This is a genomic window from Paenibacillus sp. J31R122 (assembly GCF_056269185.1).
On record NZ_JBWDNM010000002.1, the window covers coordinates 115,583 to 138,978 of the forward strand.

General features: G+C 43.2%; 22 protein-coding genes. 21 read left to right on the forward strand and 1 reads right to left on the reverse strand.

Annotated features, from left to right (window positions below; translation table 11 throughout):
- Nucleotides 1-73: 73 nt before the first annotated feature.
- From sleB to AC0YN7_RS03720, 19 genes are all read left to right on the forward strand, one after another.
- Nucleotides 74-850, forward strand: a complete 777-nt coding sequence (sleB, locus tag AC0YN7_RS03630; protein WP_475808596.1) for a spore cortex-lytic enzyme — start codon at nucleotides 74-76, stop codon at nucleotides 848-850.
- A gap of 186 nt (nucleotides 851-1,036) precedes the next feature.
- Nucleotides 1,037-2,311 (forward strand): EF-P 5-aminopentanol modification-associated protein YfmF, encoded by a 1,275-nt coding sequence (yfmF, locus tag AC0YN7_RS03635; protein WP_475808597.1) that lies wholly within the window; start codon nucleotides 1,037-1,039, stop codon nucleotides 2,309-2,311.
- Nucleotides 2,312-2,314: 3 nt separating this feature from the next.
- On the forward strand, nucleotides 2,315-3,601 hold the full coding sequence (gene yfmH, locus AC0YN7_RS03640) for an EF-P 5-aminopentanol modification-associated protein YfmH (RefSeq protein ID WP_475808598.1): 1,287 nt from the start codon (nucleotides 2,315-2,317) through the stop codon (nucleotides 3,599-3,601).
- A complete protein-coding gene (gene ymfI / locus AC0YN7_RS03645; protein WP_475808599.1) occupies nucleotides 3,598-4,344 on the forward strand; it encodes an elongation factor P 5-aminopentanone reductase in 747 nt (248 codons plus the stop codon). The genes yfmH and ymfI overlap by 4 nt, the downstream gene beginning before the upstream one ends.
- A 112-nt stretch (nucleotides 4,345-4,456) precedes the next feature.
- Entirely contained in the window at nucleotides 4,457-4,708 is a 252-nt protein-coding gene (locus tag AC0YN7_RS03650; RefSeq protein ID WP_475808600.1) for a DUF3243 family protein, read from the forward strand.
- Between the two features lie 187 nt (nucleotides 4,709-4,895).
- The gene (locus tag AC0YN7_RS03655; RefSeq protein ID WP_475809099.1) at nucleotides 4,896-5,663 is read left to right on the forward strand and encodes a DUF3388 domain-containing protein; all 768 of its coding nucleotides are present in this window, start codon (nucleotides 4,896-4,898) and stop codon (nucleotides 5,661-5,663) included.
- A gap of 18 nt (nucleotides 5,664-5,681) precedes the next feature.
- Entirely contained in the window at nucleotides 5,682-6,605 is a 924-nt protein-coding gene (locus AC0YN7_RS03660) for a RodZ domain-containing protein (protein WP_475808601.1), read from the forward strand.
- 101 nt (nucleotides 6,606-6,706) lie between these two features.
- Nucleotides 6,707-7,201, forward strand: a complete 495-nt coding sequence (locus AC0YN7_RS03665; protein ID WP_475808602.1) for a YajQ family cyclic di-GMP-binding protein — start codon at nucleotides 6,707-6,709, stop codon at nucleotides 7,199-7,201.
- 489 nt (nucleotides 7,202-7,690) lie between these two features.
- Entirely contained in the window at nucleotides 7,691-8,266 is a 576-nt protein-coding gene (gene pgsA, locus AC0YN7_RS03670) for a CDP-diacylglycerol--glycerol-3-phosphate 3-phosphatidyltransferase (protein ID WP_475808603.1), read from the forward strand.
- Nucleotides 8,267-8,356: 90 nt separating this feature from the next.
- Nucleotides 8,357-9,604, forward strand: a complete 1,248-nt coding sequence (locus tag AC0YN7_RS03675) for a competence/damage-inducible protein A (protein ID WP_475809100.1) — start codon at nucleotides 8,357-8,359, stop codon at nucleotides 9,602-9,604.
- 241 nt (nucleotides 9,605-9,845) lie between these two features.
- Complete coding sequence (gene recA / locus AC0YN7_RS03680) at nucleotides 9,846-10,895, forward strand: recombinase RecA (RefSeq protein WP_475808604.1); 1,050 nt, start codon at nucleotides 9,846-9,848, stop codon at nucleotides 10,893-10,895.
- Between the two features lie 57 nt (nucleotides 10,896-10,952).
- Complete coding sequence (locus tag AC0YN7_RS03685; RefSeq protein WP_475808605.1) at nucleotides 10,953-11,675, forward strand: regulatory protein RecX; 723 nt, start codon at nucleotides 10,953-10,955, stop codon at nucleotides 11,673-11,675.
- A gap of 182 nt (nucleotides 11,676-11,857) precedes the next feature.
- On the forward strand, nucleotides 11,858-13,399 hold the full coding sequence (gene rny, locus AC0YN7_RS03690) for a ribonuclease Y (RefSeq protein ID WP_475808606.1): 1,542 nt from the start codon (nucleotides 11,858-11,860) through the stop codon (nucleotides 13,397-13,399).
- Nucleotides 13,400-13,495: 96 nt separating this feature from the next.
- Entirely contained in the window at nucleotides 13,496-14,290 is a 795-nt protein-coding gene (locus tag AC0YN7_RS03695; RefSeq protein WP_475808607.1) for a TIGR00282 family metallophosphoesterase, read from the forward strand.
- A 137-nt stretch (nucleotides 14,291-14,427) separates the two neighbouring features.
- A complete protein-coding gene (locus tag AC0YN7_RS03700) occupies nucleotides 14,428-14,688 on the forward strand; it encodes a stage V sporulation protein S (RefSeq protein ID WP_006036664.1) in 261 nt (86 codons plus the stop codon).
- A gap of 112 nt (nucleotides 14,689-14,800) precedes the next feature.
- Complete coding sequence (locus AC0YN7_RS03705; RefSeq protein ID WP_475808608.1) at nucleotides 14,801-15,739, forward strand: dipeptidase; 939 nt, start codon at nucleotides 14,801-14,803, stop codon at nucleotides 15,737-15,739.
- Nucleotides 15,740-15,925: 186 nt separating this feature from the next.
- Entirely contained in the window at nucleotides 15,926-17,683 is a 1,758-nt protein-coding gene (locus AC0YN7_RS03710) for a 2-oxoacid:acceptor oxidoreductase subunit alpha (protein ID WP_475808609.1), read from the forward strand.
- Nucleotides 17,661-18,527, forward strand: a complete 867-nt coding sequence (locus tag AC0YN7_RS03715) for a 2-oxoacid:ferredoxin oxidoreductase subunit beta (RefSeq protein WP_475808610.1) — start codon at nucleotides 17,661-17,663, stop codon at nucleotides 18,525-18,527. Before AC0YN7_RS03710 ends, AC0YN7_RS03715 begins: the two co-directional genes overlap by 23 nt.
- A gap of 99 nt (nucleotides 18,528-18,626) precedes the next feature.
- Entirely contained in the window at nucleotides 18,627-19,199 is a 573-nt protein-coding gene (locus AC0YN7_RS03720) for a phosphate propanoyltransferase (RefSeq protein WP_475809101.1), read from the forward strand.
- 117 nt (nucleotides 19,200-19,316) lie between these two features.
- Here the strand turns inward: AC0YN7_RS03720 and AC0YN7_RS03725 are convergent, their stop codons facing one another.
- Entirely contained in the window at nucleotides 19,317-20,810 is a 1,494-nt protein-coding gene (locus AC0YN7_RS03725) for an MDR family MFS transporter (protein WP_475808611.1), read from the reverse strand.
- A 189-nt stretch (nucleotides 20,811-20,999) separates the two neighbouring features.
- Here AC0YN7_RS03725 and AC0YN7_RS03730 point away from each other — a divergent pair, with 189 nt between their 5' ends.
- Both AC0YN7_RS03730 and miaB read left to right on the forward strand, forming a co-directional pair.
- Entirely contained in the window at nucleotides 21,000-21,602 is a 603-nt protein-coding gene (locus AC0YN7_RS03730; protein ID WP_475808612.1) for a TetR/AcrR family transcriptional regulator, read from the forward strand.
- 172 nt (nucleotides 21,603-21,774) lie between these two features.
- On the forward strand, nucleotides 21,775-23,382 hold the full coding sequence (gene miaB, locus AC0YN7_RS03735; protein WP_475808613.1) for a tRNA (N6-isopentenyl adenosine(37)-C2)-methylthiotransferase MiaB: 1,608 nt from the start codon (nucleotides 21,775-21,777) through the stop codon (nucleotides 23,380-23,382).
- Nucleotides 23,383-23,396 lie beyond the last annotated feature (14 nt).

The window sequence follows — 23,396 nt, forward strand, 5'->3', positions numbered from 1 at the left end:
CATCTTTCTCATACTAGAGTTAGGTAACGCTACCTTAAGCGAACTAACTTGTAAGAGAAAGGCAGATCCCTACATGAGAAATCGTTTGATTGTGTTGACCACGATTATCGTTCTGCTACTGTTTGGTTCCTTCTCACTTTTGCGAGGCGCGCAGAACGAGACGCAAGAAACGTTCAGCAATGCTACGTTGAAACAAGGAGCTTCCGGGCAAGACGTATTTGAATTGCAAGGTCGTCTCAAGCATCTTGGTTATTTTAATGACAAAGTGGACGGGAAGTTTGGTCCTACGACAAAAAATGCGGTCACTTGGTTTCAATGGAAATTCGGATTGAAATCTGACGGGGTCGTCGGAGCAAAAACAAAGCTGAAGCTTTGGGAAGCTACAAAAGCTTGGAAGCCTACAGCTGATACTTCTAAGCCTCCTGCGAATACTGGAACAGATCAGAAAGAGAATGCCGATTCATCCTCCATTCCCAAATCGAACCGATTAAACCTTACCGAAAACGATTTGAAGATGATGGCAAATGCTGTTTACGGTGAATCGCGCGGCGAACCCTATGAGGGACAAGTCGCGGTTGCAGCGGTTATTATTAACCGAATGAAATCGCAAAGCTTTCCAAACACGATTTACGGCGTTATTTTTCAGCCGCTCGCATTTACTGCTGTAGCGGATGGTCAGATTTGGTTGACGCCAAACGCGAAAGCAAGAGAAGCGGTAGAGGATGCGATTAACGGCTGGGATCCTACCGGTGGATGTCTTTATTATTTTAATCCAGAAACGGCTACCTCGAAGTGGATATGGACGCGAACACAAATTAAAACAATCGGAAAGCATATATTTTGTATGTAGTCCGACCAGATTTTTCGAAAGGAAGCAGCCGTTTCTGCCGAGTGCAGGAGCGGTTGCTTCTTCCATTTCCTATAGGTTAAAATGGAATAGGGATTTGACAACTGGAATAGATTTACTCTATATCCGTATGTACTTAACCTGCTTCCGCAATGGAGCAAAACCGCATAAATGAAAGGAGCAAAACGCATGACCCAATTTGAAAGAGGGCAATTACAGCGCATTCGACTACATGTTTTACCTACAAAGCGATTTAAGACGTTTGCTATTTCATTATTTGCCGGTCTTACACTTGATGAAGCAACGGTGACGCCTACGGCGTTAATTCCGTTTGTACTTAGAAGAGGAACCGCAAGCACACCGGAAACAATCGCTTTTCGTGAGAAACTAGATGACCTGTATGGTGCTGGCTTTGGTTTTGACGTATACAAAAGAGGCGATTCTCAAATCGTCCAATTTCGAATGGATGTCATTAACGATAAATTTGTCGCAGCGGATACACCTTTACTCGCAGCTTCGTTACAGTTTTTGGGGGATGTGATTACTGACCCTTGTCTCGAAAATAACGGATTTCGTCAAAAGTATGTCGATGCCGAAAAAATAACGCTAAAGAAGCGGCTTGAAGCCATTGTGAATGACAAGATCCGCTATGCAGCTGAACGCTGTTTAGAGGAAATGTGCGCAGATGAGCCTTATCGCTTGCATCCGCTTGGCAAGCTGGAGCAAATAGATAAAATTACTACTGCATCGCTATTTGAATCATATGAACAGTGGCTAGATCATGCTGCACTCGATTTGTATGTCGTTGGAGATACAACACTAGAAGAGGTTACACAGCTCGTTACGCAAGCGTTTAAGCTTAAGGCGGGTACTCCGTCCCCGTATTCGCTGCCTGACATCAATCATCCTGTTAAAGAAGTGAAGAAAGTGACTGAACGGATGGAGGTTAGTCAAGGCAAGTTGAATTTAGGTCTCCGTATAGGAATTGGCTATGACGATGAAGCTTATCCTGCAGCCTTGATGTTCAATGGCATTTTAGGCGGATATCCTCACTCCAAGTTATTTCTGAATGTGCGCGAGAAGGAAAGCTTGGCGTACTACGCGGCATCGCGTTTAGATGGTCATAAGGGCTTGATTACCATTCAATCAGGAATTGAATTCGCTAATTACGATAAAGCTGTTGCCATTATTCAAGAACAGCTAGAAAGTATGAAACAAGGCAACCTTTCTGAGCTCGAGCTCGATCAGACGAAAGCCATGATATCCAATCATCTTCGTGAGCTTCAGGATTCGGCCTACGAGATGATTGCTTATGATTTCAATAGTGTGCTTACCGGTAAGAATAGAACTGCAGACGAGCTGCTTGCGCAGGTTCAAGCGGTAACCGCCAAGGATATTATCAAAGTTGCGCAAGGCGTGCAGCTCGATACGATTTACTTTTTGCGCGATCGAAAGGAGGCTTAACAGATGCAAACCCTTACTTATCCAAACGTGCAGGAAACGTTGTATAGAGAAGTTCTTGATAACGGGCTAGAGGTTATTGTTTTACCGAAGGAAGGCTTTAATAAAACGTATGCAACCTTCTCAACGAAATATGGCTCAGTAGATAATTGTTTTTCGGTTGGAAATGAGCCTGCTGTTAAAGTGCCAGACGGTATTGCTCATTTTCTCGAGCATAAGATGTTTGAAGAGCCGACCGGTGATATCTTTGCTGTATTTGCATCGCAAGGCGCTTCTGCTAACGCATTTACAAGCTTCGACCGCACGGTCTACTTGTTTTCCGCGACAGAGCAAATTAACGCGAATTTAGAAACGCTTATTAATTTTGTACAAAATCCATATTTCACGGATACGAACGTAGAGAAAGAAAAAGGAATAATCGAGCAGGAAATTAACATGTATCGAGACAATCCGGATTGGCGTGTATATTTTGGGTTAATTGATGCGCTTTATCACGATCATCCCGTTCACATTGATATTGCGGGAACCGTCGAATCGATAAGACAAATCGATAAGGAAACCTTGTATCGCTGCTATGAAACGTTTTATCACCCTTCCAACATGCTGCTGTTTGTAGTTGGCGGTGTAGAAGCGGAGGAGGTATTCAAGCTCGTACGAGACAATCAAAACGCAAAATCATTTAGTCCGCAGGGAGAAATCAAGCGTTATTTCGATCAAGAGCTTTCCACGGTCAAAACTGCGCGGAAAGTAACAGAGCTGCCTGTCTCTCAGCCTAAATGTATGCTTGGGTTTAAAGAGAAGCGGGTTGGCTTGACAGGAGAAGCGTTGCTGCGCCTTGAAGTAACGACAAAGCTTATGTTAGATGCGCTAATCGGACCAAGCTCGTCGCTTTATCAGGAGCTGTATGAGAAAGATCTTATTTCCGACTCGTTTGGCCATGAATATAATTCCAGCACAGATTATGCGTTTTCTGTTATTGGAGGGGATACGCCTAACCCAGATGAGCTTATCTCACAGATTCGTTCAGGCATAGAAAGTGTATTGAAAAGCGGGATCGAGCCTTCCGCTTTTGAAAGGTCGAAACGCAAAAAAATCGGCGGGTATTTGCGCATGCTGAACTCCCCTGAAGCAATTGCCGGTGAATTTACACGATATCGTTTCCGTGACAGCGACATGTTTGATGTATTGACCTTCTATGAAAACTGTACCCTCGATGAGGTTAATGAACGGCTGAGAGAGCACTTTGTTTTTGATCAGCTTGCTGTGTCTATCGTGGAACAACCTTCAAAATGAAGAAGCTTCAAGAAATGACGGTGCTAATAACCGGGGGAAGCCGTGGTATTGGAGCTGCAATTGCAAAGCGCTTTGCCGCGGAAGGCGTTAATATCGTCATTCATTATTTAAATTCGCATGAGTCAGCAAATGAAACAGCCAGAACTTGTATGGCCTTAGGCGCTAATGTGCTGACCATTTCAGCGGATTTACGTTCGAAGGAGCAGCTTGAACGAATGAAGGAAAAGCTGGAAAGCCATAACATGCTGCCAGATATATTAGTTAACAACGGTGGAATTTCTCATTACGGGATGCTCATGGATGTATCAGAAGAAGAATGGGACGATGTAATGGCAGTCAATCTGAAGGGAATGTTTCTTTGTTCCCAGCTGTTTATGCCAAATATGATCGCTGAACGATACGGCCGAATCATTAACGTCTCTTCCATTTGGGGCATGTCAGGCGCCTCTTGCGAAGTGCTGTATTCTACGACTAAAGGTGGCATGAATGCCTTTACCAAGGCGCTGGCTAAGGAGCTGGCGCCCTCTGGTGTAACAGTTAATGCGGTTGCCCCAGGAGCGGTAGATACTATTATGATGAATGGCTTTAATGCGGAGGAAAAAGCTGCTTTGGAGCAAGAAATTCCAGTAGGACGTTTTGGTTCAACCGATGAGATTGCTTCACTTGTTTATTTTTTATCATTGCCGGAGTCTTCGTACATCACGGGTCAAATTATTAGTCCTAATGGCGGTTGGCATACCTAACTGTTTATTACTACTTTTTTGATGTACAAGCTTTCTGCATAATTAATGACGCTTTGATACAAAATAATGACTGTTGATGATTCTTTTCTAAACCAATAGGAGGCGAAGAGGCATGTCAACCGTCCTTACTAATTTTGGAACTTGGAAGCATTTTTTGGCGGACCGTGTATCGCAAGCAAAGAAGATCGGAATGACGGAAGAAACCATTGCGTCTTTGGCTTACGAAATCGGGACTTTTCTCGAAGAGAAGGTCGATCCAAAAAATGAAGAGCAACGTGTGTTGAAGGAGTTATGGGACGTGGGCGATGAGGCGGACCGCAAGGCGCTCGCCGGCTTAATGGTTAAGCTCGTTCAAAAATCATAACAACTGCAATCAGACGCTGGGACGATTTTGTTAACAAGAATGGAACAGAAGCAGGAAAGCCTCCCATAGGAGGCTTTTCTGCAATGTTTCTTTTTGGGTTGCAGGATTGTGCCGGAAATTGTAGAATAATGCTCTGTAGTGAAAAAATAAATTAATCGATATGATGAGGCCTAGGACGGTGACAGCTTTGGAGTCAAAACAGTGGTACATGGAGTATAAGATACATAAAAACCGACCGGGCTTGCTTGGTGATATTGCATCATTACTTGGAATGCTCGAGGTCAACATTATGACGATTAATGGCGTCGAGGACCGAACTCGTGGTATGCTTTTACAAACGGATGATGATGAGAAGATAGAGTTGCTTGGCAAAATGCTTCAGAAGGTTGACAATATTACGGTAAATAAGTTGAGAACGCCTACAATCGTAGACATATTGGCGGTTCGTCATGGACGCTACATCGAACGTGATTCCGATGATCGTAAGACCTTCCGATTTACTCGCGATGAGCTTGGTATTTTAGTTGATTTTTTAGGTGAAATATTTAAACGAGAAGGCAATCAAGTCATTGGCTTGCGGGGAATGCCTCGCGTTGGAAAAACGGAGTCTATCATAGCAGGAAGCGTATGTTCTAACAAGCGTTGGACATTCGTTTCATCAACTTTATTGCGGCAGACGGTTCGCAGTCAGCTTTCTGAGGAAGAAATGCAGCCGAATACTATTTTTATTGTTGACGGTATTGTAAGTACAATACGCTCGAATGAGAAGCATTACGGCTTGCTTCAAGATATTATGGCTATGCCTTCAACAAAGGTTATCGAGCATCCAGATATTTTTATTAAAGAATCTCAGTACGATTACAGCCACTTCGACATTATAGTCGAGCTGCGCAATACACCGGATGAGGAAATATCGTACGATTCTTTTATCGCCAACTATAATGACGATTTCTAAAAGGAAGGAGACCGTCTCATGTCTGATTTAGGTGCATTGCTTCGTAATGCGAGAGAACAACACGGTTTAACACTTGATGATATTCAAGAAACAACAAAAATTAGAAAAAGGTATTTGGAAGCGATCGAAAGTGGAGATTATCGCGTGCTTCCAGGAACCTTTTACGTCAGAGCATTTGTGAAAAGCTATTCCGAAGCGGTTGGGCTTGATCCTGATGAAGTGCTTCGACTATATCAGCATGAGGTGCCAGCTGCTCCTGTTGAGCATGTAGTCGAGCCAGTCTCTGCTAGAGCGCCTCGTCGCGTAAAGTCGCGATCCTCAGAAAGAATAGGGAAAATCGGCTTTAATATAATGATGTGGTCCTTTCTTATTTTGATCATCGTTGTAGTCTGGATCTATGTAATTAATAAAGAGGAAGCACCTACTGATAAGGTAGATCGAAGCACGAATATTACAGATGCTTCCAATACTCCTTCTCCTACCGATAAAGTCGATAATGGTACAAATAACGGAGGATCGACAGTTAATCCAGTTGTAACACCTACGCCGCCAACAAAAGAGCTGACAACAGTTACTTTTGCCAAAATAGTCGGTAAAGCTGATCAATATGATATCGGGCCAGCAGGCGAACATAAGGTTGAAATAAAAGTGGCGGGTGGTAAAAACTGGGTTGAGGTTCGTTCCGGGAGCAACAAAGGGGAGAAGCTCTTCTATAGCAATGCTGAGGACGGCGATGTTAAGACTTATGATCTGAAGGAGCCAATCTACATCAATGTCGGGCGTTCTGATTTCACGGAAATACTAGTGGATGGAGTGCTTGTTCCAGACGGAGATCGTGCGGGTTCAAAAAAATTATTGCTGGTACCTGCGGCAGTTGAAGCACCGATCACGAGTGATACTCCGACTGAAGGTGCTGACAACAGTACCACAAAAACGGAGTAATGCTTGAAGTGCTTACGAAGTAGGTTTTGCATTCGCAAAACTAAGAATATGCTTACGAAGTAGGTTTTGCATTCGCAAAACCTTTAAAGGAGAGATATAACATGGCGTCAGAAAATGCTTTTGATATCGTATCTAAGGTAGATATGCAGGAGCTTGCGAATGCAATTAAGCAAGCGGAGCGGGAAATTGAAACACGTTTTGATTTCAAAGGAAGTAAGAGCAGCATTACACTAGATAAGGAAGATCTAGTCGTTGCGTCTGAGGACGATTACAAGCTGAAGAGCGTACTCGATATTTTGCTTTCCAAAATGGTAAAGCGCGGAGTGCCGATCAAAAACTTGGACTATGGTAAGATCGAAGGTGCTTCGGCTAATACAGTTCGTCAACGGATTAAGTTAAGACAAGGTATTGAGCAGGATGTATCCAAAAAAATCAACATTTTGATACGCGATTCGAAATTGAAGGTGAAAAGTCAAATTCAAGGCGATCAGCTGAGAGTTTCTGGAAAAAGCCTTGATGATTTGCAAGCTGTTATGAAGCTTCTAAGAGAAGCAGATTTACCTGTAGAGCTGCAATTTACTAACTATCGCTCGTAATTAAGAAGAAACGACTTCGTCGTACTTGTCAAAGGACAAAGCGTTTCTCGCAAAATATAGGCGGAGTATAAAGGTAAAACTTATACTTTCCTATATTTCAAGCGTAAACGGCTGTCGCCGTCCTTGGCGGCAAAGCTCGTTTCGCGGTGGTTATATAGAAATGGATAAGCGTGAAACTTATAAATTCTATATAACTAACGAAGCTTCGTTTCATCGCATAGTCGAGAGGCGAGGCTTTTGTTTGATGTTTATGCAATAGTAAAATACCTTTATTCCTGTTTTTGACACGTGTAGGGTCATGTATTATACTTAATGAAATAGCGTTCTTGAAGGGGTTTGGAACACGCAGATGGCAGAACGAACAGAGCTACTCACACATCGTTACAAGAGAGATCAGGCCCATTTTACATTATTAACAGGTTCAATCCACGAACAAGGGGTTCGTATAACGCACACCTACGAGTTTGAACTATCCAAGGAGGTCATTGCGTGAACCTGGCGAATAAAATTACACTTGCCAGAATATTTTTGGTGCCGGTTATCATGTTTTTTCTGCTCATCAAAATGGACTTGGGGTCGTTTGTTATTTCAGACTTCTCCATAACATATAACCAGATCATTGCGGCAATTATATTTATCGTGGCAGCAAGCACAGATGGACTAGACGGTTACATAGCACGCAAGAACAAAATTGTTACAAATCTGGGCAAGCTGCTTGATCCGCTTGCAGATAAGCTTTTGGTTGCAGCGGTACTTATTTCACTTGTTGAGATGAACAAGTTGAATGCACTGATCGCGATTGTAATTATAAGTAGAGAGTTTGCAGTCACTGGATTGCGCCAGATTGCTCTTCTTGAAGGCTCAGTAATGGCAGCAAGCATGTGGGGCAAATGGAAAACAGCGATTCAAATTACGATGATAATCGCGATATTGCTTAATAATTTCCCGTTCGCCTTAATCGACTTCCCGTTTGACGTATATGCAAGCTGGATTGCGACCATTATTACGGTTTACTCAGGTATTGATTATTTTATGAAAAACAAACATTTGATTCCGGTCGAGTAATGATAAAAGCATCTTTCCGTGTTTACGGGAGGGTGCTTTTGTGTCTAAGCAAGGCAGCTTTGTGAATATGTAAGAGATGGGGAATGAATGATGAAAGCAGAAATTATCGCAGTAGGCACGGAGTTATTGTTGGGTCAAATCGTAAATACGAATGCACAGTTTATATCACAAAGGTTAGCGGGATTAGGTGTGGATGTCTATTTTCAGACTGTTGTTGGAGATAATGCCGATCGATTAAAACAAGCAATTGAAATTGGCAGAAGCCGTGCTGATTTGCTGATCTTTACAGGAGGACTTGGGCCTACACAGGATGATATTACGAAAGATGTGCTTGCTGCTTATCTAAACCGCGGGCTCATTCTTCATGATCCGTCCATGGCTGCAATCGAGCATTTATTCAGCTCGAGAGGTATACATATGGTAGAAAGCAATCGGCGTCAGGCATTGATGATCGAAGGCAGTGTACCGCTGGAAAATACAGCAGGTCTTGCTGTTGGAAATGGGTTGTCGGTGGATGGAACCTTGTACATGCTGCTGCCTGGACCGCCAAAGGAAATGAAGCCGATGATGGAAGGCGCGGGCGAGCTATGGCTTCGGTCGATGATAGGCGATATGCAGGCGCTGTACTCTCGTTTGTTGAAATTTGCGGGAATCGGTGAGTCAAACCTCGAAGCAAAGCTGCTTGAATTAATTGAAGGACAGTCAGATCCGACAATTGCTCCTTATGCTAACGAGGGTGAAGTATCCATCCGTGTATCAACGAAAGAGAAGTCGCTTGCCGACGCAGATCGGAAAATCGATGAAACGGTGAATAAAATAAAGCAGCTGGTTGGCGAATACTTGTATGCGGAAAAGGATATTCCAATTGAAGAAGAGGTCGTACATCTTCTAAGGCGTTCAAGCCGTAAGCTAGCAAGCGCGGAAAGCATCAGCGGTGGATTGCTGGCCGAGCTCATTACAAACGTTCCTGGGAGCAGTGGAGAGTATTTAGGAGGGGTTGTAACCTATACGAATGTTATGAAGCATAAGCTTCTAGGTATTCCGATGTCTCAGCTTGAAGGAGAAGGCGCGCCCGGTGCGATCAGTGAGTCTACAGCGGCATTAATGGCGGAGCGGATTAGAGAGCTATCAGATGCTGATTTCGGTGTATCATTAACCGGAGTTGCTGGACCCGCGGAATCGGAAGGAAAGCCGGTTGGGCTAGTGTATTTCGCAATAGCAGAGCGCGGGAAGCCGACATTGGTGCATACGATGAACTTGAGCGGTAATCGGTCGATTATTCGTTTAAGAGCTGTTAAATCCGCGTTCTATCAATTGTGGCGTTCATTAAAGGCATAGATTTCGTGTGATTACAGCTACATTGTCTGATTATGTAAAAAATAGTTGTCAAATGCTGATAGGATGTTATACTAGTAGATAATTACGGAAGAACCGTGGCGAAGATTACTTCGCTGCGGTTTTTTTATGTCCTAATTTGGAGGTGACACAAAAAAGACGAATGTATGTTCGAAAAAAATGCTTGGCAACCTGTCCGAAAAAAGGTATCATAACATTATAAATAGTGAAGGATGTGAGATCGTTGTCGGATCGTCGCGCTGCGTTGGAAATGGCTATGCGCCAAATTGAGAAGCAATTTGGTAAAGGGTCAATTATGAAATTGGGTGAATCAACACACATGCAAGTAGAAACCGTGCCCAGCGGTTCACTTGCTCTAGATATCGCATTAGGAATAGGCGGATTGCCGCGTGGACGTATTATTGAAGTTTATGGACCTGAATCATCAGGTAAAACTACAGTTGCTCTTCATGCTATCGCAGAGGTACAGAAGGCCGGAGGAACTGCAGCATTTATAGATGCTGAGCATGCGTTAGACCCACTTTATGCTAATAAGCTTGGTGTTAATATTGATGAACTGCTGCTTTCACAGCCTGATACGGGCGAGCAAGCATTGGAAATTGCCGAAGCACTTGTACGAAGCGGAGCGGTTGACATTATTGTAGTCGATTCCGTTGCTGCACTAGTTCCGAAAGCAGAAATTGAAGGGGATATGGGAGATTCTCATGTCGGTCTTCAAGCCCGCTTGATGTCACAAGCATTGCGGAAGCTATCGGGAGCAATTAGCAAATCGAAGACGATCGCTATTTTTATTAACCAATTGCGTGAGAAGATTGGCGTAATGTTCGGTAACCCGGAGACAACTCCAGGCGGCCGTGCGCTTAAATTCTACTCCAGTATTCGACTTGATGTGCGTCGTATTGAAACAATCAAACAAGGTAATGACATGGTTGGTAATCGTACTCGTATCAAGGTCGTTAAGAACAAGGTAGCTCCGCCATTTAAGCAAGCAGAGATCGATATTATGTATGGTGAAGGTATTTCTAGAGAAGGAAGCCTTGTAGATATCGGTGTTGAGATGGAAATTGTTCAGAAGAGCGGCGCATGGTTTTCATATAATGGTGATCGACTTGGACAAGGACGTGAGAATGCAAAGCAATTTTTGAAGGACCATAAAGACACGGCTTTGATCATCGAGAAGCAAATCCGTGATGCAAGCAATTTGGCAGCAACAGCAACGCCGGCTGATTTCTCCAAAGATGAAGATGAAGATGAATTCGAAGATTTAGATTAAATTATAGTAAACATGATAGATGTACAGGCATCGCCGTCCCAATAGGGAGGCGATGTTTTGTTTAGAGAAGGAGCCGTACATGTGATAAACGAGGAAAAAGATAATACCTATACGATAATGTCGGTTAAACAAGATAAAAAAGAACGAAGACGGTATCACATTTTCTGCGAAGCGGAAGAACCTGTACTGTTTGTTCATGAAGATATATTAATACGTTTTCGGTTAATGAAGGGGCAGCAGCTAACAACTTTAGAAATTGAAAACATACGCAGAGAAGATGAGCAGTACCGCGCATATGCGCTAGCTGTCTATTATCTTGGAGCGAAGCCTAGAACGCGTAAACAATTGGAGCAGTATTTGACGCGCAAAGAGTTTGAAGAGAACAATATTAATTATGCACTAGACCGTTTGGAAAGTGAACACATTATTGATGATGATGCGTATGCCAAACAATTTGCGGCGCAACGACTTCGAAATGGGCTGAAGGGTCGTAGATGGATTAAACAAGAGCTTCAGCAGCGTGGTATTTCGAAGGATACGGCCGCAGAGGTTGTTAATTCACTCGATCAAGAGTCTGAACTGGCTTCTGCAAAAGTAGCTGCCGAGAAGAAATGGCGTTCTCTAAAAGGAGAGCAAAGAGAGCGGAAGCGTAAGCTGATGGGCTATTTGTTACGTCGAGGCTACCCAGGTGATATAGTAAAAGAAGCGGTTAATTCGATCAATTTAAAAGAAGAAATAGAGATGTTCGATGAAGATGATGGGCTTTTGCTTGACAATTGATTTTGCGAAAAGATAAAATGAAGTTGTATTCTTTCTATCATGAATCAATTTTCCTTCCAAAAGTTGATTCAAAACGATTATTTTCGTCAAATTGTTTGATGATGAAACGGTATTGAAGCCGATTGAAAACCTAATATCATCCCAAGTAGTGCCTTGGTGTATGCAACAAGGAGGTGAACAAGATGAATCCAATTTTTGTGATCTTGATCTGTCTCTTTGTTGGCGTAATTTTCTTTTTCGTTGGTTATTTTATACGAAAGTCGATTGCCGAGGCTAAAATTTCAAGTGCAGAGCAAGCCGCTGTCCAAATCGTGGAAAACGCGAAGAAGGAAGCTGAAGCACAGAAAAAAGAAACCGTACTAGAGGCGAAAGACGAAGTCCATAAACTCCGTACCGAAGCTGAGAAAGACATTCGTGAGCGACGCAACGAAGTCCAACGTCAAGAAAGACGCTTGGTACAGAAAGAGGAGTCGCTGGATAAAAAGTTAGAAGCGCTAGAACGCAAAGAAGAGATTGTAGCCAATAAAGAGAAGCGGATCGAAGAGACGCAAGAGCAAATCGATACGATTTACAAGCAGCAGCTTAGTGAGCTAGAGAGAATTTCTAGCTTAACAACTGAAGATGCGAAATCGATTATTTTGTCAAACGTTGAACAGGAAGTTCGACAGGAAACAGCTCAAATGATTAAAGAGATCGAGCAGCAAGCGAAAGAAGAAGCTGACAAAAAAGCACGTAACATTATTTCGCTAGCAATCCAACGTTGTGCGGCTGATCATGTGGCTGAGACAACGGTATCCGTTGTAACTTTGCCGAATGAAGAAATGAAAGGCCGTATTATCGGACGTGAAGGCCGAAATATCCGTGCTTTGGAAACATTGACCGGTATCGATCTCATAATCGACGATACACCGGAAGCGGTCATTTTGTCTGGATTCGATCCAATCAGACGCGAAATTGCCCGCACTGCTCTAGAAAAACTTGTAGCTGATGGTCGTATCCATCCTGCTCGCATTGAAGAAATGGTTGAAAAATCACGCAAAGAAGTAGATGAGCGCATTCGTGAATACGGTGAGCAAGCTACTTTCGAAGTGGGCGTACATGGCTTGCATCCTGATCTAATTAAGATTATCGGTCGCTTGAAGTTTAGGACAAGTTATGGTCAGAACGTACTGAAGCACTCCATGGAGGTTGCTTACCTAACTGGCTTGATGGCGGCAGAACTTGGCGAGGATGTTACTCTCGCGAAGCGCGCAGGATTGCTGCATGATATCGGTAAAGCGCTAGACCACGAAGTGGAAGGCTCTCACGTTGAAATCGGCGTAGAGCTGGCGAAGAAGTACAAGGAGCATCCTGTTGTTATTAACAGTATTGCATCTCATCACGGTGATACGGAAGCAACTTCCGTTATCGCGATTCTAGTAGGAGCGGCTGATGCTTTATCAGCTGCACGTCCAGGGGCTCGTCGTGAAACGCTTGAGACTTACATCAAACGACTGGAAAAGCTTGAAGATATTTCCTTATCATTTGAAGGTGTTGAGAAATCGTTCGCGATTCAAGCCGGCCGCGAGGTTCGCGTCATGGTACAGCCAGAAAAAATCGATGATACAGAAGCATTCCGACTCGCTCGGGATATCACGAAAAAAATCGAGAGTGAACTTGATTATCCGGGACATATTAAAGTTACGGTTATTCGTGAGACAAGAGCAGTTGAATACGCGAAATAAACAACAATCAAATAGTTATGACAGAAAAGTGGCTGCTCGTTCAGCCACTTTTCTGTCTGAATAATGAGTGTAAATGAAAAAAGGAAGTGTACTGAAGTGAATGTATTATTTATAGGCGATATCGTAGGAAGTGTAGGAAGAAGCGCGCTAAAACGTGTGTTGCCGGCACTAAAAAGCAAATATAATCCGCATATTATTATAGTGAATGGTGAAAATGCTGCTGCAGGACGTGGTATTACCGCGGCAATTGCGAAGGAATTTTTCGAATGGGGTGTTCATGGCATTACGATGGGCAACCATACGTGGGATAATAAAGATATATTTGAATGGATTGATGATGAACCTCGAATCGTTCGTCCTGCGAATTATGCTGAGGGTTCACCAGGACAAGGAATGGCTATCATCAAAGCAAACGGAAAGCAGCTTGCTATAGTAAACCTGCAGGGACGTACGTTTTTGCCCCCAATTGATTGCCCTTTCCGCAAAGCGGATGATCTGCTTGAAGAAGCAAGCGAATATACGAACAACATACTTGTTGATTTTCACGCTGAAGCAACATCTGAGAAAATAGCGATGGGCTGGCATCTAGACGGAAGAGCATCAATCGTTGTAGGCACACATACACATGTGCAGACAAATGACGATACGATTTTGCCAGGAGGTACTGCATATATTACGGATGTAGGTATGGTTGGTCCCAAGGAAGGTGTACTGGGAATGGAAAGAACGGCTGTTCTACACAAGTTTATAACGCAATTACCCGTACGATTTGTAGTAGATGAAGGAAAATGGCATCTTCATGCTGTGTCCGTTCAACTCGATGATGCGACAGGGCAAGCACGTAAAATAGATAAAATTAGACTCACAGAAGACGAATGGCTGCTGATGTAGTCGTTCAAATAGTTGAAAAGTTCCGACAATTCGGAACAGTTTGTTAATTAAGGCTAATAAAGCAGGAATTATTTAACCTCTCCCGAATACTATTTAAAAGTGGAATCCATCCAACAGTACAAGGGGAGGTTCTTAATATGGATGTATTAAAAGTTTCAGCAAAGTCCAATCCAAATTCCGTTGCAGGCGCGCTCGCGGGCGTTCTTCGTGAACGCGGCGGTGCAGAGTTGCAAGCCATTGGGGCAGGCGCACTTAACCAAGCAATTAAAGCAGTTGCAATCGCTCGAGGATTTGTCGCTCCCAGTGGGGTGGATTTGATTTGCATACCAGCTTTTACTGACATTGTTATAGACGGGGAGGATCGAACAGCAATCAAATTGATTGTTGAGCCTCGGTAGCAAAGCTTGGAGAAGGAAATGACAGCCTGAATAACACAATTGTTCGCCTGTTTACGACGTAGACAGGTTTTTTGCTATGAAACTTGCCAATCCAATGAATTGAGGTGTACAAATGAAAGTGGTTGATTTTCATTGCGATGTACTTTGTAAGCTGCTGATTGATGATCGTTTGACGTTTGAAGGAACGGCAGCTAATGCGTTAGATGTTACCTACGAACGTCTGAAGGCAGCTGGTACGGTTTTGCAAACTTTTGCGATATATATTCCCCAGTCATTGAATGGACGACTAGAACCGATTCTAGAGAGTATTGATCGTTTCCACCAAATGGTATTAAGCTGCGAAGACATGATCTGGGTAAGAACGTCCAAAGAGCTGGACACCGTAATAAAAGAAGGTAAAATAGGCGCATTATTGTCGCTTGAGGGAGTTGATGGACTTCAAGGGCAAATGTCTCTCGTTCGTATCATGCATCAGTTAGGTGTTCGTGCAGCGGGATTAACATGGAATTATTCGAATTGGGCTGCAGACGGCGTTATGGAACCGCGTGGCGGGGGATTGACGGCCAAGGGAAAAATGTTTGTTGAACAATGCGATAAGCTCGGGATACTTTTGGATGTCTCTCATTTATCAGAGCGGGCTTTTTGGGAGGTAGTCGAATTATCAACCCGACCAATAATTGCTTCTCATTCCAATGCAAAAGCGATTTGCGACCATCCCCGTAATTTAAGTGATGAACAAATAAGAGCTTTAATTGCTAAGGAAGGTTTAGTAGGCATTACTTTTGTGCCTTGGTTTGTAGCAAACACTGAAATTGTTACTATTGATGATTTATTGCGACATATTGAGCATATGTGTGAGCTTGGCGCTGAATCGCATATTATGCTGGGATCAGACTTTGATGGGATTGATAAATACATAACAGGATTATCGCATCCGGGCGAACTGTCACAGCTTTATGACGCCTTAATAAAACGCTATACTGTACAGCAAACGGAGCTGTTTATGTCTGGAAATTCATTGCGATTTTTAAGGAAAAATCTCCCTCAATAAACTTAAATTATTTAATCTTGTTCTGGTATGGATTCAATCGAATCAAACTATGTTTCGGATGTGTGTTTACATCTTGATTTTTAAACGTTTCCACTTTAAACTTGATTTGAATGTTATGACTTATAATATATGATTTTTTAATTGTAGAAATAGGTACATGTTGATGAAAAAGAGGAGTTGGGCATTTTGATTAGTCAATTGTCTTGGAAGATCGGGGGACAACAAGGGGAGGGCGTCGAAAGTACGGACCGGATATTTTCCACGGCGCTTAACCGCTTAGGCTATTATTTATATGGGTATCGACATTTTTCATCGAGGATCAAAGGTGGTCATACTAACAATAAAATTCGTATTAGCACAAAGCCAATTCGAGCGATTTCTGATGATTTAGATATTCTTGTTGCATTTGATCAGGAAAGTATTGATTTGAATGCGAAGGAATTACGTCTTGGCGGCGTCGTAGTGGCGGATGCGAAATTTAATCCAACTATACCTGAGGGTATAAACGCAAGACTGTTTGCAGTACCTATTACAAAGCTGGCAGAAGAGCTTGGAACATCATTGATGAAGAACATGGTTGCTTCAGGCGCATCATGGGCACTTCTTGGACTGCCCCTAGAGGTATTCAATAAAGCGGTAGAAGAAGAATTCGGGCGCAAAGGCGCAGCGATCGTAGAGAAAAATATTGAAGCCGTTAAACTCGGTGCCGAATATGTTCTTGAGTTAGCTGGCGGTCCTATCAACGAGTTTAAGCTCGGAGATGCTGATGGTGTGCAGAAGCTGTTTATGATCGGAAACGAAGCCATTGGTCTGGGATCTATAGCTGCCGGCTGTCGTTTGATGTCTGCATATCCAATTACACCAGCTTCAGAGATCATGGAGTATTTGATAAAGAAGCTGCCAAAATTCGGCGGCACCGTTATTCAAACGGAGGATGAAATAGCTGCAGTAACGATGGCAATTGGCGCTAACTATGCTGGTGTCCGCACAATGACAGCATCAGCAGGTCCAGGCCTTTCCCTAATGATGGAAGCAATTGGACTTGCAGGTATGACTGAAACGCCTCTTGTTATCGTAAATACGCAGCGTGGAGGTCCTTCGACAGGTCTTCCGACAAAGCAAGAGCAATCAGATTTAAACGCGATGGTGTATGGAACGCATGGTGAGATCCCTAAAATCGTAATTGCGCCTGCATCTATTGAAGATTGCTTCTACGATACAATAGAAGCCTTCAACCTAGCAGAGCAGTACCAGGTTCCAGTTATATTAATGACGGATCTTCAGCTATCACTGGGCAAACAATCCTGTGAGCAACTCGATTATAACAAAATCGTTATCAAACGCGGCAAGCTTAGAGAAGATGTTCCAGCACTAGAAGGTCATGAATTGTTCAAACGCTACGAATTTACGGAGGACGGCGTATCACCTCGGGTTCTGCCAGGTGAGAAGGGCGGTCTTCACCATGTAACGGGTGTTGAGCATGATGAAGTAGGGCGACCATCCGAGAGTGCGGTAAACCGTCTGAATATGATGGATAAACGAATGAATAAACTGAATGGTATGTATATTCGTGATGCGATCCGCGTGGACGCTTCGCATGATACACCAGATTTATTGCTTATTGGTATGGGTTCTACAGGCGGTACAATTGATGAAGCTAGAAGAAAGCTAGATCAAGAGGGTATTAAGACTAATCATATTACGATTCGCCAAATTCATCCGTTCCCAACGGAATTGTTGCGTCCTTACTTGCAAAATGCAAAAAAAGTGATCGTTATCGAAAATAACGCTACCGCGCAACTAGCATCTCAGATTAAGATGCATGCGGGATTCGCGGAAAAAATCGAAAGCTTGCTTAAGTATGACGGCAATCCATTCCTGCCTTCTGACGTTCACAAAGCTTGTAAGGAGTTGAGTTTAGATGGCAACGTTCAAAGAGTTTAGAAATAATGTAAAACCAAACTGGTGTCCTGGCTGCGGAGATTTCTCTATTCAAGCAGCTATTCAACGCGCAGCTGCAAATGTAGGGCTTGAGCCTGAAAATCTAGCAGTCATATCCGGTATTGGCTGTTCCGGACGGATCTCAGGCTACATTAACGCATATGGATTTCATGGTATTCATGGCCGTGTGCTTCCAATCGCTCAAGGTGTAAAGCTTGCTAACCGTGAGCTGACGGTTATTGCTTCTGGCGGTGACGGGGACGGCTTTGCTATTGGTATGGGTCATACCGTTCATGCGATTCGACGTAACATTAACGTCACTTATATCGTTATGGACAACCAGATTTATGGGTTAACGAAGGGGCAAACGTCTCCGCGAAGCGCAGAAGGGTTCAAAACTAAATCGACTCCTGAGGGTTCGATTGAGACGACCTTATCACCGCTAGAAATTGCGTTGTCTGCAGGAGCGACATTTGTTGCACAATCATTCTCAAGTGATTTGAAGCAGCTGACGAAATTGATAGAAGAGGGTATTAATCATGAAGGCTTCTCTCTAATCAATGTGTTTAGCCCTTGCGTTACATTTAACAAAATAAATACGTATGATTGGTTCAAAGAGCATATCGTGAACCTAGAGCAATTCCCTGATTATGATCCGTCTGACCGTGTTGCAGCAATGAACAAAGTGATGGAAACAAATGGTCTGGTAACAGGTCTTATTTATCAGAACAAAACACGTAAAGCATATGAGGATTTGGTTACGGGCTTCCAAAAAGAAGGTTTGTCAAAGCAAGACATGATGATTACACCGGATCAATTCGACAAACTTGTAGCAGAATTTAAATAAATGATATGATAAGCATACGGTCGCTATGGCCGTTTGCTTATTTTTTTGTAAAACGCGAATAGCGTATCGATTATTTCGTGGCGGGAGAGTGACAACATGATACATAAAGAAGTTCCAATTGGTGTATCGGCAAGACATATTCATTTATCACAGGAGCATGTCGAGCTATTATTCGGCAAAGGTTATAATTTAACAGAGATGAAGGCTTTATCACAGCCAGGACAATACGCTGCAAATGAAACAGTTGCTGTTATTGGTCCGAAGGGATCCTTTGTAAAGGTGAGAATACTCGGTCCAGCTCGCAAGCAGACACAGCTGGAAGTATCGCGAACTGACGCCTTCACGCTTGGAGTTAATGCTCCTTTGCGGGAGTCAGGTGATATTGTTGGATCTGCAGGAATAACACTGAAGGGTCCTGAGGGTGAAGTAGTAATAGAAGAAGGTGTCATAGTAGCAGCGCGTCATATCCATTTCCATACTAGTGACGCTGAGAGCTTTGGCATTGCTGATAAGCAGTTGCTGCGCGTTCGTTTTGGCGGCCAGCGCGGTGTCGTGTTCGAGCAGGTAGTCGCTCGTGTATCGAAGGATTTTGCTCTGGATATGCATATTGACACGGATGAAGCGAATGCAGCCGGTGTGAAGAATGGGGATTTGGCGGAAATAATAGAATAAATTAGCATCGGTTAAGTATAAAGGAAGTCAAAAGCAAAATAGACTGCTTTACATTCGTGCATGACGAGTGGAAAGCAGTCTATTCGTTTTGAAAGGGTAAAGATAAGTACGATTAGTTTAGTGTCCCATCATCATTGATACTTCAGTCTTCTCATCAGGGCTGTTATTAGGTACCTGCTTTGGTCTGCGGAGCAACAGTGCAATAATAGCTCCGAAGACTGAAATAACAGCTAAGATGAAGAAAGTATCACCATATGCGGAATAGATTACATTAGGACCTGGACTCACTTCACCATAGTGCTTGGCTTTACTTGTTAAAATAGTAGACAAGCCGGCAATTGCAAAGGAAGTCATAACTTGTTGTGCAGCCGCAGTAAGTGATGTAACACGAGTTACTAGCTCTCTTGGTGCAGACTGCATAATGTGTGTATTAAGCGGCATCATGGACAAACCCATACCCGCGCCAAGCATAGCAATTGGGATCATGAGTGTTAATAGGGCTGTATCAGCCGAAATTTGACTGAGTATGAAACCAGCGATAGCAACAATCGAGAGTCCAACAATGACTATTGGACGCGCGCCAAATCTATCAAACAGTTTTCCTCCAATTGGCATGAAAATACCGGCTGCAAGTGCTTGTGGGAGCAGAATTAAACCAGTATTGAAAGCGGAATAGCCTTTTGCAAGTTGCATAAAAACCGGGATAAGAAATAATGTTCCGAATAGTGCAATCTGTACTACCCATTGCAATATAACGCCACGGGTAAAGTCGCTTGATTTGAATACACGCAGCTCGAGCAAAGGCTCTTTACGATTCAGTTCTACGATAATGAAAATAATGAGGGCAATACCGCCGACAATCATACCGATTAGTGCAGCCGGTGACGTCCAGCCGCTGCCGGAACCACCTTCACCGCCGCCAGCTGAGCTTACGCCGTAAGCGAGCATTGCAAATGCTAACGGTGCGAATAGCATCCCGAGAAAATCGAGCGCGGGCACACGCTTGCGTTCAATGTTAGGCAGTGTACGGATTCCGATTATAACGGCAATAATTCCGATTGGCAGATTAATAATGAAAATCCAGTGCCAAGTTGCATAGTCGATCAACCAGCCGGCTACGACTGGGCCTAGAGCAGGAGCGAGCAGCATTGGAATGCCGATCATACCCATTACTGCACCTTGCTTGCCAGGAGGGCTTAGACGGAATGTGAAAGCCATGGCAATCGGAGCAACCATACCGCCGCCAAGACCTTGGATTACACGGAAAATAATGAGTTGTTCCGCTGTCGTGGCAAAAGCACAAAGACCAGAACCGATGGTGAACATGATGATCGAAAATAAAAAGATTTGTTTGGCGCCGAAACGATCCGACATCCAACCAGCTAATGGGATAACAGCAGCTTGTGCCAAAGCATAGCCGGTAATTGTCCATTGAACGAGAGACATGGGACTATTGAAATCCTTGATTAAACCAGGCATTGCGACGTTCATTGCAGTACCATCCAAAATAACCATAAACATACCGACGATTATTGCGATCAAAGGTGCAATAATATTTTTGATCGACATGGGGTCGCCAGCGGGTACAGCTTTCTTTGAAGCTGAAGACATTGTATTTCCTCCTATCCATCTATAGGGCTTCTCTATTACTTACCGTTGTTGACCTGCTCAACAGCTCAGGATACAATGTAAAGAAGTCCAAATCTCTATGCGGACAATTGTCCGCATACTGTATAATAAATTTGATCAGCGTAAATGTCAATCACTTCATTTAAACTTAACAATAAGGAGAATCACGATATGACGGTTCCCGACAACAACAGATCCAAGCATGAGTTGAGCAAGGCGATTTTGCACACCGCGAATCACTTGTTTAAGGAGCATGGTGTTGAATCTGTCAGTATGCATCAAATCGCGAAATCGGCTGGAATTGGACAAGGTACATTGTACCGTCGCTATTCGAACAAAAGTGATTTGTGCATGGAAATGATGAAGGGGAATTTCAATCAATTCAGCAAAGAAATTGAGCAGTATTTGCAAGAGGCAGCGCATTTATCTGTTCAGCAGCGTTTGCGAGACATTATGAGGAAAATTATCGTGTTTGTCGATAAAGAATCGAGTTGGTTAGGCGTAGTGCAATCCTGCAACCAACAGCAGCAATCTAAGTTCGACTTTTTTCAAACGCCGCCATATCATTTTTTACACAGTCTGTTAAGCGGCTTGTTAAACGAGGCTATCGACAAGGGACTCGTTCATCCGATCGATCCTGAATATACGGCACATTCGATTATTGCTGTACAATCACCTCATATGTATATGCAGCTACGTAATGTAGTCGGTTACACCTGTGAAGAAATACAGGATCGTTGCTGTCAAACGAATATAGATCCGTTGTTTCTTTAAGATAGTCACATTCAGTATTTTCAAATTCCTGTTCGAGTGCAAATAGTGGTCTTAACATTGTATATCGATGGATTAGGTGAGGGCATTGTGATATAATTTATTATTGCTATGCTAATTAAATGATAAAAAATATTTGTTATAGAACATATGGCTATAAGGAAGTGACAACCGAATGACTCAGGAGAACTCAGTGGACTTAAAATCCACCAAGAGTGTAAAGGACTATAGTAAGTATTTTGACTTTTCGGATGCTAAGGTTATTTCCGAGGAAGAAGGCAAAACAACTTACCGCATCAAGGGTCGCAACGTTCAGATCAATTCGACGCCTAACCATCGCGATGAGAAAAAACGTGGAAAAGAAGAGATTCAGGTTTTGACCTTTGAAGATACGAATACGGAACAAATAATGAATATGTTTAGAGACATGAATGGACAAACTCAGCTTTATTATTTAATACAAACTTATGGCTGCCAAATGAACGAGCATGATACAGAAGTGATGAAGGGCATGTTCGAACAAATGGGCTATTTGTCTACAGAGGATAGAAATCAAGCGGACGTAATTTTACTTAATACTTGTGCCATTCGTGAAAACGCAGAAGATAAAGTATTTGGTGAGCTTGGACATTTGAAGACGCTGAAGACGGAAAAGCCTAATCTACTGCTAGGTGTTTGCGGCTGCATGTCGCAGGAAGAGTCAGTAGTTGGGCGTATTTTGCAAAAGCATGCCTTTGTCGATATGATCTTCGGAACACATAACATTCATAGACTTCCACATTTGCTTCAAAACGCTTATTTCAGCAAAGAATTGGTTGTAGAGGTATGGTCCAAGGAAGGCGACATCATCGAGAACATGCCGAAGAAACGTGAAGGTATGCGGGCTTGGGTTAACATTATGTATGGATGCGATAAGTTCTGTACCTATTGTATAGTGCCTTATACTCGTGGCAAGGAGCGGAGCCGCCGTCCTGAGGATGTAATTGCTGAAGTACGTGAGCTGGCTCGTCAAGGCTTTAAAGAAATTACGCTGCTCGGCCAGAATGTGAATGCATATGGTAAAGATTTCGAAGATATCAACTATCGCTTCGGCGATTTGATGAATGATATGAATAAAATTGATATTCCGCGTGTTCGTTTTATGACTAGTCATCCGCGAGATTTCGATGATCATCTTATTGAGGTGTTAGCGCAGCGCGGTAATTTGGTTGAGCATATCCATTTGCCTGTACAGTCTGGCAGCACAGAAATTTTGAAACGGATGAGTCGTAAGTATTCACGAGAGACGTATTTGGAGCTTGTTGCAAAAATTAAAAAAGCAATTCCAGACGCAATGCTTACCTCGGACATCATTGTAGGCTTCCCTGGAGAAACAGATGAGCAGTTCGAGGATACGATATCTCTTGTCAAAGAGGTGGGCTTCGACTCCGCCTATACGTTCCTCTATTCACCGCGTGAAGGAACACCTGCTGCTGGGATGGAGGATAATGTGCCGCTTGAAGTGAAGAAAGAAAGACTTCAACGTCTCAATGCGCTTTTGTCTGCAAATGCACGAGAAAAAAATGAGCAGTTGATTGGACAAGTCGTAGAAGTATTGATCGAAGGCGAAAGTAAAAACAACGAGAACGTTCTTTCTGGACGTACACGTACGAATAAATTGGTACACATCGAAGGGCCTAAAGAGTGGATCGGACAATTTATTGTCGCTAAAGTAACAGACGCACAAACCTGGTACATTAAAGCGGAATCGATCGAACAGGATACAAAAGAAGCCGTAAGCTAACGGTAAAACAGGAG